At 61.5% G+C, this 14,894-nt stretch carries 19 protein-coding genes; 12 read left to right on the top strand and 7 right to left on the bottom strand.

The window, feature by feature from the left end; translation table 11 throughout:
- Positions 1–51 precede the first annotated feature (51 nt).
- Positions 52–1,185, top strand: coding sequence for a Gfo/Idh/MocA family protein (locus ACXAG8_RS04215; RefSeq protein WP_475222475.1), 1,134 nt, complete (start codon positions 52–54; stop codon positions 1,183–1,185).
- Here the strand turns inward: ACXAG8_RS04215 and ACXAG8_RS04210 are convergent, their stop codons facing one another.
- Positions 1,186–2,184, bottom strand: coding sequence for a LacI family DNA-binding transcriptional regulator (locus ACXAG8_RS04210; protein ID WP_475222473.1), 999 nt, complete (start codon positions 2,182–2,184; stop codon positions 1,186–1,188).
- Positions 2,185–2,427: 243 nt separating this feature from the next.
- Between ACXAG8_RS04210 and ACXAG8_RS04205 the strand changes: the two genes are divergently transcribed.
- The 9 genes from ACXAG8_RS04205 to ureG all read left to right on the top strand — a co-directional run bounded on the left by ACXAG8_RS04205 (position 2,428) and on the right by ureG (position 7,928).
- Positions 2,428–3,324 (top strand): urease accessory protein UreD, encoded by an 897-nt coding sequence (locus tag ACXAG8_RS04205; protein WP_475222472.1) that lies wholly within the window; start codon positions 2,428–2,430, stop codon positions 3,322–3,324.
- A gap of 1 nt (position 3,325) precedes the next feature.
- Complete coding sequence (locus tag ACXAG8_RS04200; RefSeq protein WP_475222470.1) at positions 3,326–3,628, top strand: urease subunit gamma; 303 nt, start codon at positions 3,326–3,328, stop codon at positions 3,626–3,628.
- 12 nt (positions 3,629–3,640) lie between these two features.
- Positions 3,641–3,808: a peptidase M23 gene (locus tag ACXAG8_RS04195; protein ID WP_475222468.1), complete on the top strand. Its 168-nt coding sequence runs from the start codon at positions 3,641–3,643 to the stop codon at positions 3,806–3,808.
- Entirely contained in the window at positions 3,805–4,131 is a 327-nt protein-coding gene (locus tag ACXAG8_RS04190; protein ID WP_475222466.1) for an urease subunit beta, read from the top strand. The genes ACXAG8_RS04195 and ACXAG8_RS04190 overlap by 4 nt, the downstream gene beginning before the upstream one ends.
- A gap of 3 nt (positions 4,132–4,134) precedes the next feature.
- A complete protein-coding gene (gene ureC / locus ACXAG8_RS04185) occupies positions 4,135–5,844 on the top strand; it encodes an urease subunit alpha (protein WP_475222464.1) in 1,710 nt (569 codons plus the stop codon).
- 130 nt (positions 5,845–5,974) lie between these two features.
- Entirely contained in the window at positions 5,975–6,199 is a 225-nt protein-coding gene (locus ACXAG8_RS04180) for a DUF1127 domain-containing protein (protein ID WP_475222462.1), read from the top strand.
- A gap of 34 nt (positions 6,200–6,233) precedes the next feature.
- Positions 6,234–6,686, top strand: coding sequence for an urease accessory protein UreE (locus tag ACXAG8_RS04175; protein WP_475222461.1), 453 nt, complete (start codon positions 6,234–6,236; stop codon positions 6,684–6,686).
- The gene (locus ACXAG8_RS04170) at positions 6,670–7,317 is read left to right on the top strand and encodes an urease accessory protein UreF (RefSeq protein ID WP_475222460.1); all 648 of its coding nucleotides are present in this window, start codon (positions 6,670–6,672) and stop codon (positions 7,315–7,317) included. Before ACXAG8_RS04175 ends, ACXAG8_RS04170 begins: the two co-directional genes overlap by 17 nt.
- Positions 7,314–7,928 (top strand): urease accessory protein UreG, encoded by a 615-nt coding sequence (gene ureG / locus ACXAG8_RS04165; protein WP_475222459.1) that lies wholly within the window; start codon positions 7,314–7,316, stop codon positions 7,926–7,928. The genes ACXAG8_RS04170 and ureG overlap by 4 nt, the downstream gene beginning before the upstream one ends.
- A 10-nt stretch (positions 7,929–7,938) precedes the next feature.
- Here ureG and pqqE read toward each other — a convergent pair whose 3' ends face one another.
- Genes pqqE through pqqA form a run of 5 tightly spaced genes read right to left on the bottom strand, consistent with a single transcriptional unit; the run spans position 7,939 to position 11,048 of the window.
- The gene (gene pqqE / locus ACXAG8_RS04160) at positions 7,939–9,021 is read right to left on the bottom strand and encodes a pyrroloquinoline quinone biosynthesis protein PqqE (RefSeq protein ID WP_475222457.1); all 1,083 of its coding nucleotides are present in this window, start codon (positions 9,019–9,021) and stop codon (positions 7,939–7,941) included.
- A complete protein-coding gene (gene pqqD / locus ACXAG8_RS04155) occupies positions 9,018–9,305 on the bottom strand; it encodes a pyrroloquinoline quinone biosynthesis peptide chaperone PqqD (protein WP_475222455.1) in 288 nt (95 codons plus the stop codon). Before pqqD ends, pqqE begins: the two co-directional genes overlap by 4 nt.
- Positions 9,302–10,030 (bottom strand): pyrroloquinoline-quinone synthase PqqC, encoded by a 729-nt coding sequence (gene pqqC, locus ACXAG8_RS04150; protein ID WP_475222453.1) that lies wholly within the window; start codon positions 10,028–10,030, stop codon positions 9,302–9,304. Before pqqC ends, pqqD begins: the two co-directional genes overlap by 4 nt.
- Complete coding sequence (gene pqqB / locus ACXAG8_RS04145; RefSeq protein ID WP_475222451.1) at positions 10,027–10,914, bottom strand: pyrroloquinoline quinone biosynthesis protein PqqB; 888 nt, start codon at positions 10,912–10,914, stop codon at positions 10,027–10,029. Before pqqB ends, pqqC begins: the two co-directional genes overlap by 4 nt.
- A gap of 26 nt (positions 10,915–10,940) precedes the next feature.
- Complete coding sequence (gene pqqA / locus ACXAG8_RS04140) at positions 10,941–11,048, bottom strand: pyrroloquinoline quinone precursor peptide PqqA (protein WP_475222449.1); 108 nt, start codon at positions 11,046–11,048, stop codon at positions 10,941–10,943.
- A gap of 187 nt (positions 11,049–11,235) precedes the next feature.
- On the opposite strand from pqqA, the gene ACXAG8_RS04135 reads away from it, so the two are divergent.
- Both ACXAG8_RS04135 and ACXAG8_RS04130 read left to right on the top strand, forming a co-directional pair.
- On the top strand, positions 11,236–13,314 hold the full coding sequence (locus tag ACXAG8_RS04135; RefSeq protein ID WP_475222447.1) for a 4Fe-4S binding protein: 2,079 nt from the start codon (positions 11,236–11,238) through the stop codon (positions 13,312–13,314).
- Positions 13,315–13,400: 86 nt separating this feature from the next.
- Entirely contained in the window at positions 13,401–14,201 is an 801-nt protein-coding gene (locus ACXAG8_RS04130) for an FAD:protein FMN transferase (protein WP_475222445.1), read from the top strand.
- Between the two features lie 58 nt (positions 14,202–14,259).
- Here ACXAG8_RS04130 and ACXAG8_RS04125 read toward each other — a convergent pair.
- A partial coding sequence (locus tag ACXAG8_RS04125) for an FAD binding domain-containing protein (protein ID WP_475222443.1) occupies positions 14,260–14,894 on the bottom strand: 635 nt, incomplete at its 5' end.

Genomic DNA, 14,894 nt, shown 5'->3' with positions numbered 1-14,894 from the left:
TCCAACTATGCCCCGCGGTTGGTCCGGGGCCTCTTCGAGAAAGATATACCGATGGCAAAGCTGAAATGGGGAATGATTGGCGGCGGAGAAGGCAGCCAGATTGGGCCAGCGCATCGCCTTGGCGCGCTTGCTGATGGCAGGTTCGAATTCGCGGCCGGTGCATTGGATCATCGCCCCGAAGCGGGCCGCGCCTATGCCCGGCAACTGGGTATTCCGGCAGATCGTGCCTATGGCGACTGGCAAGAGATGCTGGCCGGTGAAAAAGACCGCGACGACAAGGTCGATCTTGTTACCATCGCGACACCGAACTCGACCCATTTTGAGATCGCAAAAGCCTTTCTTGAGGCCGGGTTCAACATCCTGTGCGAAAAGCCGATGACCATGACAGTGGAAGAGGGCGAAGAGATCGTTCGAGTTGCAGAATCCTCGGGCAAGATCTGCGCGGTCAATTACTGCTACTCTGCCTATCCCATGGTGCGCCAGGCCCGCGCCATGGTGCGCGCGGGTGAGCTGGGCAAGGTGCGTCTGGTCGTGACCAATTTCAGCCACGGCCACCACGGCGACGCGACGGATGCCGACAACCCGCGTGTGCGTTGGCGTTATGACCCGGCCATGGCGGGTGTTTCGGGCCAATTCGCCGATTGCGGTATCCACGCGCTGCACATGGCAAGCTTTGTCTGTGATGACGAGGTGAAATCCCTGTCCGCAGACATGGCCTCGACGATTTCCAGCCGCGTTCTGGAAGACGACGCGATGGTGAATTTCCGAACCGAAAAAGGCACAGTCGGACGGTTGTGGACCTCGTCGGTTGCCATCGGGCGCCAACACGGGTTCGACATTCAGATTTTCGGTGAGACCGGCGGGCTTCGCTGGGCCTCGGAACAGCCCAACCAGCTGATCTATACTCCGGTCGGCGGCCGCACGCAGATCATCGAAAAAGGCGAGGGGGGCTTGCACGCCGATGCCCAGCGCCTGTCGCGGGTGGCCATTGCCCATCCCGAAGGTTTCCCCTTGGCGGTGGCCAACCTGTATTGCGACCTGGCGGATGCCATCCAGGGCGAAACCCGCGATGGGCTGCCGACCGCGCCCGACGGGGTTCGGTCGATTGCGGCGGTCCATGCCGCCGTCGCATCAGCCAAGGACGCAGGCCAATGGCAGGACGCGCGCCCGCCGATGTTTCGGTGATCAGGGGCGGGGCCGAAGGGTGCCCCGCTCGACCACCCGGCAGGGGAATATCCGGGCTTCGGGATAGCGATGCGCTTGCTTTAGCATCGCTTCGACCAGATCGACGGATGCCTGTACAATTTGCGTGATCGGTTGGTGTATCGTGGTCAGGTTAATGCTTTCCCATCGTGCCATCGCCATGTCATTCAGTCCGATGATCCCGATATCGCGCCCGGGTTTCAGCCCATGGTCGGCAAGCGCCGACAGGGCGCCGATCGACAGGATGTCGTCGCCGCAAAAATATGCCTCTGCCGGGGTTCCGGCCAGCAGGCGCAGCATCTCATCCCGTCCGGCCTGGAATGAATATGCCTCGGCAAAGCTGTCGCTCACGTCGATCCGGGGATGCTTGCGCAGTTCATCTATAAAACCATGATGCCGGTCCAGCGCCGAGGTGGCGCTTTTGGGGCCGCCCAAATAGCCGAGGCGCTCATAGCCGCGGGCGATCAGTTCTCGGGCGGCCATGCGGCCACATTCGATATTGTCGATGCCAACCACGTTAACCTCGGGCGAGGTCGCCGACCGGCCAAATGTGTGGACCACCGGAACGCCAGCGTCGTGGAACGCCTTGGCAAAGCCTGGCGGCAGCGTCGAAGACGCGACAATGGCGGCGTCCACCGAATATTGCCGCAGCATCCGGACCGAATTCGCAGGCTCGGTCTCGTCGGTCAGGTTTACGATCAGCGGACGCAACCCGCGTTCCTGCAAGGCACAGGTGAACTGATCGAAAACCTCAAGGAAGATCGGGTTGTGAAAGTTGTTTGAGATCAGGCCAATCAGCTTGGTCCGCCCTGTCGTCAGCGAAGATGCCAGCGCATTTGGGCTGTAGCCAAGCTCTTTGGCCGCTTTCTCGACCTTGCTGCGCGTCTTGGCCGAAACTGACGCGCCTTCGGTAAAGGTGCGTGACACGGCCGAGCGCGAAACGCCCGCAAGGTTTGCCACATCTTTCAGGGTGACGCTCATTTGAAAGGGCCCCCGGAGCGGGACGTGGTGCTGTTATTGTTTGTCTTCATGATCAGAACACTATGCATGTTTGCAATATTGTTGCAATCGGTTGCAAAAATTTGTTCCGCCACGGAGCTTGGATTGGAATTTTGGTTTGGATTTCGGTGTTTTTGGTATGCCTAAAAATTAATCGTCTGAGTTAGAAGATGCTCACAAAATGTGCATCTATGCTGGATTTCGCTTTGGAGATCATGCTCGACGATGCGCCCCCTCCGCGTCGGTGAGACACATTTCCGGGAAACGCTTTGCAAGGGGGCTCTGATTACCGACCTTCCGACCATATCCTCCAGGGACGCCAATGCGCCGCCACGGGCGATCGGGTCCGTGCGCCTTGGGACCAAGCGGGCCGGTGACAGGACCGTACTGGACAGGTTTCGCCAATCCGGGTCGTTGAAATGCCTGTTTCCGCGCGCACGCGGCAGGGGTCTGGATACGGTGCTGTTGAACACAGCCGGTGGGGTTACAGGCGGCGATACAATGCGGACGGCGGTACATGTGGCCGCTGGCTGTGACCTGACCGTAACAACCCAAGCGTGCGAGCGGGTCTACAAGGCGCGGCCAGGGCCAATGGGCCGTGTGCGCAACCGCCTGACGGTGGACGCTGGCGCGCGGCTCAACTGGTTGCCGCAGGAAACGATTCTGTTCAACGCAAGCGCTTTGAACCGCCGCCTGACCGTCGACCTGTCCGCCGGGTCCGAACTGTTTTTGGTTGAACCGCTGGTTTTCGGGCGCGCGGCCATGGGGGAAACGCTGACGGATATCCGGTTCGCGGACCGCGTCGAAATTCGCCGCGACGGTGAACCCGCCTTTCTGGACGTGACCGCCTTTGACGGTGACCTGCACGCCCATCTGGCGCGGCCCTTCGTGGCAAGCGGTGCCGGTGCGATGGCGCTTGCGGTTTATGCCTCAGCATCGGCCGAAGGTCAGTTGGCCACGGTTCGCGGCCTTTTGCCGACCAGGGGCGGGGCAAGCCTGCTTGACCGTGATCTCATGGTGATCCGCCTTTTGGCCGACGACAGTTTCGAACTCAGGCAAACTCTGCTGCCGCTGCTGCGGTGCCTGAACCACCAGGAAATCCCAAGATGCTGGATGATGTGACATGAACCTTTCCCCCCGAGAAAAAGACAAGCTGCTGGTCGCAATGGCGGCAGAGGTTGCCCGCAAGAGGTTGGCCCGAGGTGTGCGGCTGAACCATCCCGAAGCGATCGCGCTGATTACGGATGCGGTAGTGGAAGGCGCCCGCGACGGCCGGTCCGTGGCCGATCTGATGGAGGCAGGGGCGCATGTCGTTTCCGCAGACCAGTGCATGCTGGGCATCCCCGAAATGATCCACGAAGTTCAGGTCGAAGCGACGTTTCCCGACGGAACCAAGCTTGTCACCGTACACAACCCGATCCGCTGAAGGAGATTTAGGATGAAATACCTGCTGACCGCTGTCGCCTCATTGTTGTCCAGCCCGGTTCTGGCCCATGACGGCGCGCATCTGCATCCGCATGGGATGGATATTACCCTGACCGCCGTTTTGGTTGCGGTTGCTGCCGCTCTGGGGGCCGCCGTGTTTTGGGGGGTGAACCGGAAATGATCCCCGGAGAGGTGATGGCCGCAGAGGGTGATCTGATCCTGAATGCAGATCAGGCGGTTACCGTCCTTCGGGTTGCAAATACCGGTGACCGGCCCGTGCAGGTCGGCAGCCATTATCACTTCGCCGAGGCCAACCCGCGTCTTGAATTCGACCGCGATGCCGCGCTTGGCATGCGTCTTGATATCGCCGCGGGAACCGCTGTCCGGTTCGAGCCGGGCCAGGTGCGCGAGGTGCATCTGATCCCGATTTCGGGTGCGCGCATCGTTTACGGTTTCAACCAGCGTGTCATGGGGCATCTGCCGGCCCTGGAAGAAAAGGGTTAGATCATGCCAGTCTCGATTTCCCGTCCCGACTATGCCGCGATGTTCGGTCCGACCACGGGCGACAAGGTCCGGTTGGCCGATACCGACCTGATCATCGAGGTCGAAAAGGACCTGACGATCTATGGCGAAGAGGTCAAGTTCGGCGGCGGCAAGGTGATCCGCGACGGCATGGGGCAATCTCAGGTCACGCGGGCCGAAGGTGCGGTTGACACGGTCATCACCAATGCGCTGATTGTCGACCATTCGGGTATCTACAAGGCCGATGTCGGCCTGAAAGACGGGCGTATTCACAAGATCGGCAAAGCCGGAAACCCGGACACGCAGCCCGGTGTCGACATCATCATTGGCCCCGGAACCGAAGCGATTGCAGGCGAAGGCCGGATTCTTACGGCCGGTGCCTTTGACAGCCACATTCACTTTATCTGCCCCCAACAGGTCGAGGATGCCCTGCATTCGGGTGTTACCACCATGCTGGGCGGCGGCACCGGGCCTGCCCATGGCACGCTGGCCACGACCTGTACGCCGGGACCCTGGCATATCGGGCGGATGATGCAGGCGCTTGATGCGTTTCCAATGAATTTCGGCCTGTCGGGCAAGGGCAATGCCAGCCAGCCAGCAGCGCTGGTCGAAATGGTCAATGCAGGCGCCTGTGCGATGAAGCTGCACGAAGACTGGGGCACCACGCCGGCGGCGATCGACTGTTGCCTGTCGGTGGCCGATGACATGGACGTTCAGGTGATGATCCACACCGACACGCTGAACGAAAGCGGTTTTGTGGAAAACACCGTTGCCGCCCTGAAAGGGCGCACCATCCACGCCTTCCACACCGAAGGGGCAGGGGGCGGCCACGCGCCCGATATCATACGGATTTGCGGCGACGAAAACGTGTTGCCCTCGTCAACCAACCCGACGCGGCCCTTTACGGTGAACACGGTCGAAGAACACCTGGACATGCTGATGGTTTGCCACCACCTGGACAAGTCCATCCCCGAAGATGTCGCATTTGCCGAAAGCCGGATCCGGCGGGAAACCATCGCCGCCGAGGACATACTGCACGACATAGGCGCGTTTTCGATCATCGCCTCGGACAGCCAGGCGATGGGCCGGGTCGGCGAGGTCCTGATCCGAACGTGGCAAACGGCCGACAAGATGAAAAAGCAACGCGGCAGGCTGGCTGACGAAGCCGGTGACAACGACAATTTCCGCGTGCGCCGCTATATCTCGAAATACACCATCAACCCGGCGATTGCGCACGGGATCGCCGGCGAAATCGGCAGCATCGAAGAAGGCAAAAGGGCTGACCTTGTCCTTTGGTCGCCTGCGTTTTTCGGGGTAAAGCCCGAAATGGTATTGCTGGGCGGATCGATTGCCGTGGCCCAGATGGGGGACCCGAATGCGTCGATCCCGACGCCACAGCCGGTCTATTCTCGTCGGATGTTCGCGGCCTATGGGCGGTCGGTCGAACATTCCGCCGTGACATTTGTCAGCGCCGCGGCCCAAGACAACGGCATTGCAGGCCAGTTGGGGCTGGCCAAGCAGACGGTCGCAGTGTCGAACACCCGAACTATCGGAAAGAAGGACCTGATCCTGAACTCTGCGACCCCGGAAATCGAGGTCGACCCCGAAACCTACGAGGTACGCGCCGATGGCGAGGTCCTGATCTGTCAACCCGCCGAGGTCCTGCCCATGGCGCAGCGATATTTTCTTTTCTGATGAAAAAAATCGCTGCGTTGCAGCAAGCGCAATCCGGCCATGACGAAACAACCCCTTCTAAGCGAGGAAAAAATGTCGAAATATGAACCACAAGGGAGCAGCAACGTAACCAAAGTTACCGAGGGTTCGAATGGCACATACACTCAAAATCACCCAAACCGGCATCTCTATCGGCGGGTTCCTGTCGTCGATCGGCGAGGCCATCTTCTCTGCGATGATGAAAGTTGCCGAGGCAAACTCGCGCTCGAAGGAAATCGAGTTTCTGCGCGCACTCAGCGACGAAGAGCTGGCCAAGCGCGGCCTGACCCGCGACCGGATCGTGCAGCACGTTTTTGCCGACCGGATGGTCTTTTAACACCGCAAGCACACAGTTCTGAGGAGGCGCTGTCATGAGCGCTATCCTCAGCACGGCGCGCAGGTATTGCGATCACCTGCATGGCGACCCCGCAGATCACCTGAGCCTGACTTACGAAGACCGGTTTCTGCGGCGCAAGGTTCTGACCTGCGAAAGCGGCAGGCAGATCCTGGTGGATCTGTCGCAGACCACATCCCTGGACCATGGCGGTGCGCTGGTTCTTGAGGATGGAGAACAGGTCGAGATAAAGGCAGCGCCCGAAATCCTTCTGGAAATTACCGCCCCGGACCTGCCGCGTATTGCCTGGCATGTGGGCAACCGTCACACACCCTGTCAGATTGAGCCAACCCGGCTGTTGATCCAGGATGACCACGTCATTCGCGATATGCTGATCAAGATCGGCGCTGAGGTTCGCACGGTCCGCGAACCCTTTACGCCCGAGGGCGGGGCCTATGGGCATGGGCGCACGCATGGCCACGCACACTGATGTCCTGACCCTTGCACAATGGTTTTCGCCCGCCTTTCCGGTGGGCGCCTTCGCCTATTCGCATGGGCTGGAATGGGCCATCGACGCAGGTGATGTGGCTGATGCCGACGCGACGCGCGACTGGGTGGAAACCGTGTTGCGCCACGGGGGCGGGTGGAATGACTGTATCCTGCTGGCCTGTGCCTATCGGGCGCAGGACACCGATGCGCTGGCCCATGTGGACGCGACCGGTCGGGCTCTGGCATCCTCGCGCGAACGTCTGATCGAGACACAGTTGCAGGGTCAGGCGTTTTGCGATGCGGTTTCGCGGATATGGCCCCAAACGCTGGACGGGCTGATCTATCCGGTGGCCGTCGGCTGTGCCGCGCAGCGGGCCGGGTTGCCGCTGGAGCTGACGGCGCAGATGTTCCTGCAAGCCTTCCTGAGCAACCTGGCGGCGGCCGCGACGCGCCTGGTGCCGCTGGGCCAGACCGAAGGGCAGACCATCATTCGGACGTTGACGCCGCTGTGTTCCGAGATTGCGACGGACGCGGTGCAGGCGGGGCTGGGCGGGCTGAAATCCAGCGCGTTTCTGTCCGATATCGGTGCTATGAAGCACGAAACCCAATATTCAAGGATTTTCAAGACATGACCAATATGAACGGCCCGCTGCGCGTCGGCATTGGCGGCCCTGTCGGCGCAGGTAAGACAACCCTGACCGCTGCCCTGTCCGAGGCGCTGCGCGACAGGCATTCGGTCGGCGTCATTACCAATGACATCTACACTCAGGAAGATGCAGAGGCGCTGATGCGCCTGCAGGTTCTGCCACAGGATCGCATAATCGGCGTCGAAACGGGCGGCTGTCCGCATACGGCCATCCGCGAAGACGCATCGATCAATCTTGCCGCCGTGGCCGAAATGTGCACGCGCCATCCCGATGTTGAGATCGTCCTGATCGAAAGCGGCGGCGACAATCTTTCGGCGACGTTCAGCCCGGAACTGGCCGATCTCACGCTATACGTCATCGACGTCGCCGCCGGAGAGGAAATCCCCCGCAAAGGTGGCCCGGCAATCACCAAATCGGATGTTCTGATTATCAACAAGACCGATCTTGCGCCGCATGTCGGGGCCTCGCTTGAGGTCATGGACCGGGATGCCCAGAAAATGCGGAACGGTCGCCCATTCGTCTTTACCGCGCTGCGGCACCGGCAAGGGGTGGATCAGGTTGTTGACCTGATCCGCCAGATTGGTGGTTTGCAGTAGCGGCCGTGGGTCATGGGTTGACCCGATAGGAAAAAGCGTCGGTCCGATCGTTCGGCTGATCCAAAAGCGCGCGCGTCACTTGCGCGTGCAATGGTGATTTCCGGCAGATCGGGTCCGTCGCCCCCGCGTCGCCCGCAAGGGCCAGCGCCTGGCACCGGCAGCCGCCAAAGTCGATCTCTTTGCGTTCGCAGTTTTGACAGGGTTCGGGCAACCAGTCGGTTCCGCGATAGGCGTTGAAGGCAGGGCTGTCGTTCCAGATGTCGGCCAGCGCATGGTCGCGGATGCTCTGGAACTCTAGATGCGGGATAGTCTCGGCCGCGTGGCAGGGCAGGACCGTTCCGTCCGGTGTCACGTTCAACCCGGTCGACCCCCAGCCGTTCATGCAGGCCTTGGGGTAATCGGCGTAGTAATCCGGCGGTACAAAGTCAAAGGCCAGGACTCCCTGCAAACGCTGCACGGCTTTGGCGACCGTGGCCTTGACCGCCTGCGTCTGCTCGCGTGTCGGCAGCAGCGCGGCACGGTTGCCCAGGGCCCAACCGTGGAATTGAACACAGGCGACCTCAAGACGGCGGGCCCCGAGTTCGACCGCGATTTCAATCGTCCTGTCCAGGTCGTCCAGGTTTTGCCGGTGCATAACCGCGTTGAGCGTCAGCGGGATGCCGCGGGCCTTGATCTCTTGGGCGACGGCCATCTTGCGGTCAAACCCACCGCGATAGCCGCCAATCCGGTCGGCCAGGGCGGCATTGGTGCCTTGCAGGGACAGTTGGATATGGTCCAGCCCTTCGGCTTCGAGCTGATCCAGACGGCGCGGCGTCAGGCCGATGCCCGAGGTGATCAGGTTGGTGTAAAGCCCGGCCTCCGAGGCGCCGCGGGTCAAATCTTCGAGGTCGCGCCGCGCTGCGGGCTCGCCCCCGGACAGGTGAACCTGCAGGACGCCAAGCTCGGCCGCCTGCCGGAACGCCTTGATCCATGTATCGGTATCCAGTTCCGCGTTCTTGCGCACCAGCTCGGTCGGGTTGCTGCAATAGGGGCAACTGAGAGGGCACCGATGCGTCAGCTCGGCAAGCATCGCGATGGGCGGTTGCACGGTCATTGCTGCACCATCAGGTACAGCCGCGCGCGCAGCGTGCCAAGAAAGCGCTGCACATCGGCCTCGATTTGATCGGGTGGCGCGTCATATGCCGCCGCCAGGTCGGTTACGATCTGGTTCATGCTCGACTGCCCATCGACGCGCGACAGGATGGCCACGCCGGGTTCGTCCAGTTCCAGAACTTTTTCGGGGGCCAGCAAAACCGTCCGGCCACGCACCTTGTCGGCATGTACCCGGACCCCGCGCGGCAAATAGGGGCGATCTTCGGGTTTCAGGCCAGCCGTCATAGCATGCCTTCCCCCGGACGCCATGCTCCCGGCGGAATGCGGCCCGGTTCGACATAGGCGCCCCACAAGGCGTCCAGCTGGGCCCACAACACGTTGGTTTTGAAGATCAGGGCATCACAGGCCATGTCTTCTTTTTCCGCGTTGTCAGCGTGATCCAGCACCCATTTCAGCCCAAAGGCGACGTCTTTTGGGGCCTCGGTCAGACGTTTGCGGAAATACGAAAGGCTGTCGGGATTGGCGAAATCGTAATGTTCAAGCAGCCCTTCGATGCGCTGTTCGTGAATCTTCGGGGCAAATAGCTCGGTCAGCGATGATGCGACGGCCTGCAACAAGGGGCGGTCGCGGACATAATGGATATAGGCATCCACGGCGAATTGCGTCGCCGGCAGAACGCCACGACCCGACGCGACATAGTCCGGATCCAGCCCGACGGCCTCGGCCAGTTTCAGCCATCGCCGGATGCCACCGCCCTGGTCAATGCCGCCGTCGTGGTCCTCGATCCGTGATCGCCACTCGCGCCGCATGTCCGGGTCGGTGCAGCGCGACAGGAAAGCCGCGTCCTTCATCGGGATGGCCGCCTGATAGGCCCAGCGGTTGATGACCCAGGCCCGGACCTGATCGGGGCTGCATTTGCCGCCGTGCAACAGGTGATGAAAGGGGTGTTTGTCGTGATAGCGTTCAGCGCCGATCTGGCGCAGGCGGCGCTCCAATGTCTCTCGGCTCATGCCACGATCTCCTGCCCGTCCCGAGCAATGCGCCACCCGGCGTCCAGAACAAAGGCATGTTCTGGTCCGCCCGGTTGCAGGATCGGGTTTGTGTTGTTGATATGAATAAAGACCTTGGCCGCATTCACCCCGGCCAGCATGGCAATGGACCCGTCCGGGCCGCTGACGGGGATGTGACCCATGCGACGCCCGGTCTTGATCCCGGTGCCCGAGCGGATCATCTCGTCATCGTCCCACAGCGTTCCGTCAAAGAACAACAGGTCGGCATCTGCAAACTGGGCCAGCAGGGCATCGGTCACCTGTGCGCACCCCGGAACGTAATAGGCCACCTTGCCGCCGCCGGCCAGGCGAACCCCCACGGTCTGTTCGCCGATCAGATCGGTTTGGACAGTCTCGCCTTCCATGAACAGCGGGACTTTGCCGGGAACGGCAAAGATACGGGCGCTCAACCCGTCTTGCAGCGCGAAATCGGTATCCAGCGCAACCGGATTGCGCCCCACCTTTTCGCGGTTCACCGCGTCGAAAACGCGGTTTTCCGACAGCACGTCCAGGATGTCTTGGGTTGCAAACAGGGTAAACGGTGTCTGTTCACGCAGGCTGAGCAACCCGGCGATATGATCGATGTCACCGTTGGTCAAAAGCACAGACCGCACCGGCGTGTCGCGCAGGGCGCGCGGGTGCAGCTGCGCGTTGTCCAGCATTTGCTGGCGGATATCAGGGGATGCGTTCAGAACGCTCCAATGTTCGCCGTCAACCGATACGGCCAACGACGATTGGCCGGAAGGCGGGATCACGCCTTTGCGCGCATCCTCGCAATTCCGGCAACCACAATTCCATTGTGGCAACCCACCGCCCGCAGAAGCCCCTAGAACCAGAAAATGCACGTCGGGCCTCCGCTAGGTCCTGGGGGTCAGAACAGGTCGCGGTCCTGTTCGCGTCCTTCGTCCTCGGATGGAGAATACATGTTGATTTCCATACCGCAGTTAACTTCTTTGAGTTTCGGTGCGCTCCAAGCCATTAAGACCTCCCTTGGCTGCATGGTGTTTGTGAAAAGCTACTATTGGTTCCGGCTTTCGGAAATGCTGCTTTGGTCGTATCTGGTCGCAGGCCGGGATTGGTGACGCGCGGAAATGTGAACGGATTGCGCCGCGCGCTAGGACTTTCGTCGAATATTGCTTGGCACTTGCGCTTTATAGTCTCCGTCCATGCGCGCAATTCTTGTGATGATCACGGTTCTTGTCGTCGGCGTTCTGGGCAGCCCGGGCGCATCGGCTGATCCCTTGTCGCGCGAACAGTTGGAACCCTATGTTCGTGCGCCTTTTTCCCTGGGCGAGCGGCTGAGTGACAATGGCGTCTACGCGCTGCTGAACTCGGGCGGGAGCGAGGCCGGATACGTCTTTGAAACCGAACCGCTTGCCCCGCTTCCGGGGTTTTCCGGGGCGCCAATCAACATGCTGGTGGTTCTGGACCTCGAGGGTCGGTTCATGGATGTTCAACTGATCGCCCATAACGAGCCGATCTTTGTATCCGGGCTGGGCGAGGCGCCGTTTCACAAGTTTTTCGAACAATATGGCGGTTTGTCGATATCCGATTCCATCGTGGTGGGAACGCCCTATGGCGACGGCGCATCAGGGTCGTCGCTGGTCTATCTTGACGGGGTCACCAAGGCCACGGCCAGCGTGCGCATAGCCCATGAATCGGTGATGGGCGCGGCGCTTGCCGTGGCGCGCGAAAAGATGCAAGGGCTGGCGACCACTCCGCCTGCCTTTCCCGATCCCGATCACGACGAGGCGCTGACATGGGACGATCTGGTCGCGCAGGGCATTGCAACCCGCAAGACGGTAAGCAATGCGCAGGTCGATGCCCTGTTTTCCGGGACGCTCTGGGCAGATGACGATCCCGAGGCAAGTGAGTTTCCCGATGAGGCCTTTCTTGACCTCTGGATCGTCGATCTGGGGCCAAAGTCAATCGCGCGTGCCGTTCTGGCCGAAGATACGTTCGATGAACTTCAGCGTTTCCTGGCAATCTCGGATAATGATGAGCCGATCCTGCTGATCGAATCTGCGCGTCACGGTTTGGTCAGCGATGACTTTGTCCGCAACACCGCGCCGGATTGGATCTCGGCGGAACAGGACGGGTTCCCCATTGCGCTGCGGGATGCCGACCTGTTCGTCGAACTGGTCCCCGACGCGCCCGAAGGGGTTGCGATGATCCTGCGAACGGATCGCAGGCTGGGATTCGACCCGTCGCGCCCCTGGACGCTCAAGATGCTTGCGGTTCGGGAACACGGGATGTTCCAGCCCGAGATCGGCTCGGTCACGCTGGAAAGCCAGCATCAGACGCCGCCGCGTTTCTTTCTGCAACCGGTTCAGCATGTGCCCGTGCCGCCATGGCGCGAGGCTTTGCGCAATCGTCAGGCGGACCTTGTCTGGCTTGGCCTGTTTCTGGCCGGTCTGGTCGTGGCGCTTGCATTTGGCATGAACCAGCTTGCAGGCGCGCGCTTTTTCACACCCATTCGCCTGGGTGTTCTGGCGGTGGTCGTCGGTTTTGTCGGCTGGTGGGGGCAGGGGCAGTTGTCGATCGTGACGGTTTTGGGCGTGATCCGCACCGCACTCGATGGCGGCAGCTTTGCCTTTCTTGTGTATGACCCGTTCTCGCTGGTGGTCTGGGCCGTGGCGATCCTGGGCTTCGTGGCCTGGGGCCGGGGCCTGTTCTGTGGCTGGCTGTGCCCGTTTGGCGCCTTGCAGGAATTTGCGCACCATCTGGGGCGCGTGCTGCGCATACCGCAAGTCGAGCCTTCGCCGAAATGGGACAGGCGGTTGAAATGGCTGAAATATGTCGTGCTGGCCGCGCTTGTGATCACCGTGTTCGTGGCGCCGGATCAGGTCGACAAGGCGGCCGAGGTCGAACCGTTCAAAACCGCGATCACCACCTTTTTCCTGCGCGAATGGTACTATGTCGCCTATGCTGTTTTCTGGATCGTGGCGGCGATGGTCCTGTTCAAGGGCTTCTGCCGCTACCTGTGTCCTTTGGGTGCTTTCATGGCGATCGGAGGGCTGCTGCGCGGGCGCGACTGGATCGCACGGCGGGCGGAATGCGGGTCACCCTGTCAGCTCTGCCGCGTCAAATGCAAATATGGCGCCATCGAGCGCGAAGGGAAAATACGGTATGACGAGTGTTTTCAATGTCTGGATTGCGTCACCATCCACGATGATCCGCAGCAATGTGTCCCGCTGATCCTGTCCCGCCGCAAGGGCACCCGCGACGCGGTGGCGGCACAATGATTACCCGGCGGCGGTTCTTGGCCATATCTGCCGCGAGCCTGGCCAGCCCCGCACGGGCGACACCCTTTCGATGGAGGGGACACGCCTTGGGGGCCGAGGTCAGCCTGACGCTGGATGCAGACATTTCCCAGGCGCGCACCGTGATGACGCAGGTCAGGAACGCTTTGGCCGAATGTGAAAACCTGTTCAGCCTCTACCGACCGCACTCCGCCCTGTCCCGGTTGAACCGGGATGGATATGTCGCGGCGCCGGACGCCCGGTTTTATCGCCTATTGCGTCACTGTGATCATATGCATCTCGTGACCGGGGGTCGGTTTGACCCCACGGTTCAAACGCTTTTTGCCGCACATGCCCGGGGGCAGGGGATCGCAGCGGCGCGAATGGCAGTCGGCTGGTCCCGGGTCGTTCTGGACCCTGGTCGCATCTCGCTTGGCACAGGGCAGGGGATAACGCTCAACGGAATTGCCCAAGGCTTCGCGACGGACTGGGTCGCCGGCCTCCTGCAAGACGCCGGACTGACGGACATTTTGGTGAATATAGGCGAGTATCACGCCGGTGGCAGATACTGGACGCTTGGGATTTCCGACCCTGAACGTGGGCTTGTCGCCACACGAAAATTGAAAAACCGGGCCGTCGCAACATCCAGCCCCGGCGCGATGCTGCTGGCCGGTGGCCAGTCGCATATCGTGAACACCGTCGGCACAGCAAACCCGGTCTGGTCGACCGTCAGTGTCGAGGCGATCGAGGCGACCACAGCAGACGCACTTTCGACCGCCTTTTGCCACGCGACCCCGACCGAGATCGCGGCAATGCTCAACCGCGCGCCGGGCAATCCTGTCGCGATCTGTGTCCCAACCAAGGGCGCGATCCAAACAATTTCCGGATAAAGAAAAACCCCGGGGAATTTCTTCCCCGGGGCTGTTCGTTGCTGTCGGGATTCCCCGCCTACAAACACCCCTGTACGGCGCGTTTTGTCATGACGCTGACGAGATGCGCGCGGTAGGCTCTGCTGCCATGCAGGTCGGCGATCATGTTCGCGGGGTTGATGCTGAGACCGGTCAGGGCATCCGGGCGGAATTCCTTGTTCAGGGCGGCCTCCGCCTCTGTCCACCGGAACACGCCGTCTTCGCTGGCGCCGGTGACGGCCACGCGTACGCCATCGGCGAACCGCGCCACGAACACGCCCACCAGTGCAAAGCGGGACGCGGGCTGCAGGAACTTCTGATAGCTCGCCGCCTGCGGCACCGGAAACCGGACCGAGGTGATGATCTCGCCCTCTTCCAGCACGGTGGCGAACATGCCTTCGAAAAAGTCATCCGCCGCAACCTGCCGGGTATTGGTCACGATCGTGGCCCCCGAGCCCAGCACACCCGCCGGATAACAGGCCGCCGGATCATTGTTGGCAACCGACCCGCCAATGGTGCCGCGATTGCGCACCGCCGGGTCACCGATCTGACCGGCCAGCGCCGCCAGCGCCGGATACGACCCCGCCGCCTCGGCGGCCACGGTGGCATGGGGCGTCGCCCCGCCGATGACCAGCGCCCCGTCATCCTCGACACAGACGCCCCGCATCTCGGCAA

It is taken from the genome of Ruegeria sp. ABD4_443 (genome assembly GCF_056160865.1).
This window is presented reverse-complemented; position numbering and strand designations above follow the sequence as displayed.

Coding starts and splice junctions, on each gene's coding strand:
- ACXAG8_RS04215 (WP_475222475.1), top strand. CDS start 52: ATGGCAAAGCTGAAATGGGGAATGATTGGCGGCGGAGAAGGCAGCCAG.
- ACXAG8_RS04210 (WP_475222473.1), bottom strand. CDS start 2,184: ATGAGCGTCACCCTGAAAGATGTGGCAAACCTTGCGGGCGTTTCGCGC.
- ACXAG8_RS04205 (WP_475222472.1), top strand. CDS start 2,428: ATGCGCCCCCTCCGCGTCGGTGAGACACATTTCCGGGAAACGCTTTGC.
- ACXAG8_RS04200 (WP_475222470.1), top strand. CDS start 3,326: ATGAACCTTTCCCCCCGAGAAAAAGACAAGCTGCTGGTCGCAATGGCG.
- ACXAG8_RS04195 (WP_475222468.1), top strand. CDS start 3,641: ATGAAATACCTGCTGACCGCTGTCGCCTCATTGTTGTCCAGCCCGGTT.
- ACXAG8_RS04190 (WP_475222466.1), top strand. CDS start 3,805: ATGATCCCCGGAGAGGTGATGGCCGCAGAGGGTGATCTGATCCTGAAT.
- ureC (WP_475222464.1), top strand. CDS start 4,135: ATGCCAGTCTCGATTTCCCGTCCCGACTATGCCGCGATGTTCGGTCCG.
- ACXAG8_RS04180 (WP_475222462.1), top strand. CDS start 5,975: ATGGCACATACACTCAAAATCACCCAAACCGGCATCTCTATCGGCGGG.
- ACXAG8_RS04175 (WP_475222461.1), top strand. CDS start 6,234: ATGAGCGCTATCCTCAGCACGGCGCGCAGGTATTGCGATCACCTGCAT.
- ACXAG8_RS04170 (WP_475222460.1), top strand. CDS start 6,670: ATGGCCACGCACACTGATGTCCTGACCCTTGCACAATGGTTTTCGCCC.
- ureG (WP_475222459.1), top strand. CDS start 7,314: ATGACCAATATGAACGGCCCGCTGCGCGTCGGCATTGGCGGCCCTGTC.
- pqqE (WP_475222457.1), bottom strand. CDS start 9,021: ATGACCGTGCAACCGCCCATCGCGATGCTTGCCGAGCTGACGCATCGG.
- pqqD (WP_475222455.1), bottom strand. CDS start 9,305: ATGACGGCTGGCCTGAAACCCGAAGATCGCCCCTATTTGCCGCGCGGG.
- pqqC (WP_475222453.1), bottom strand. CDS start 10,030: ATGAGCCGAGAGACATTGGAGCGCCGCCTGCGCCAGATCGGCGCTGAA.
- pqqA (WP_475222449.1), bottom strand. CDS start 11,048: ATGGCTTGGAGCGCACCGAAACTCAAAGAAGTTAACTGCGGTATGGAA.
- ACXAG8_RS04135 (WP_475222447.1), top strand. CDS start 11,236: ATGCGCGCAATTCTTGTGATGATCACGGTTCTTGTCGTCGGCGTTCTG.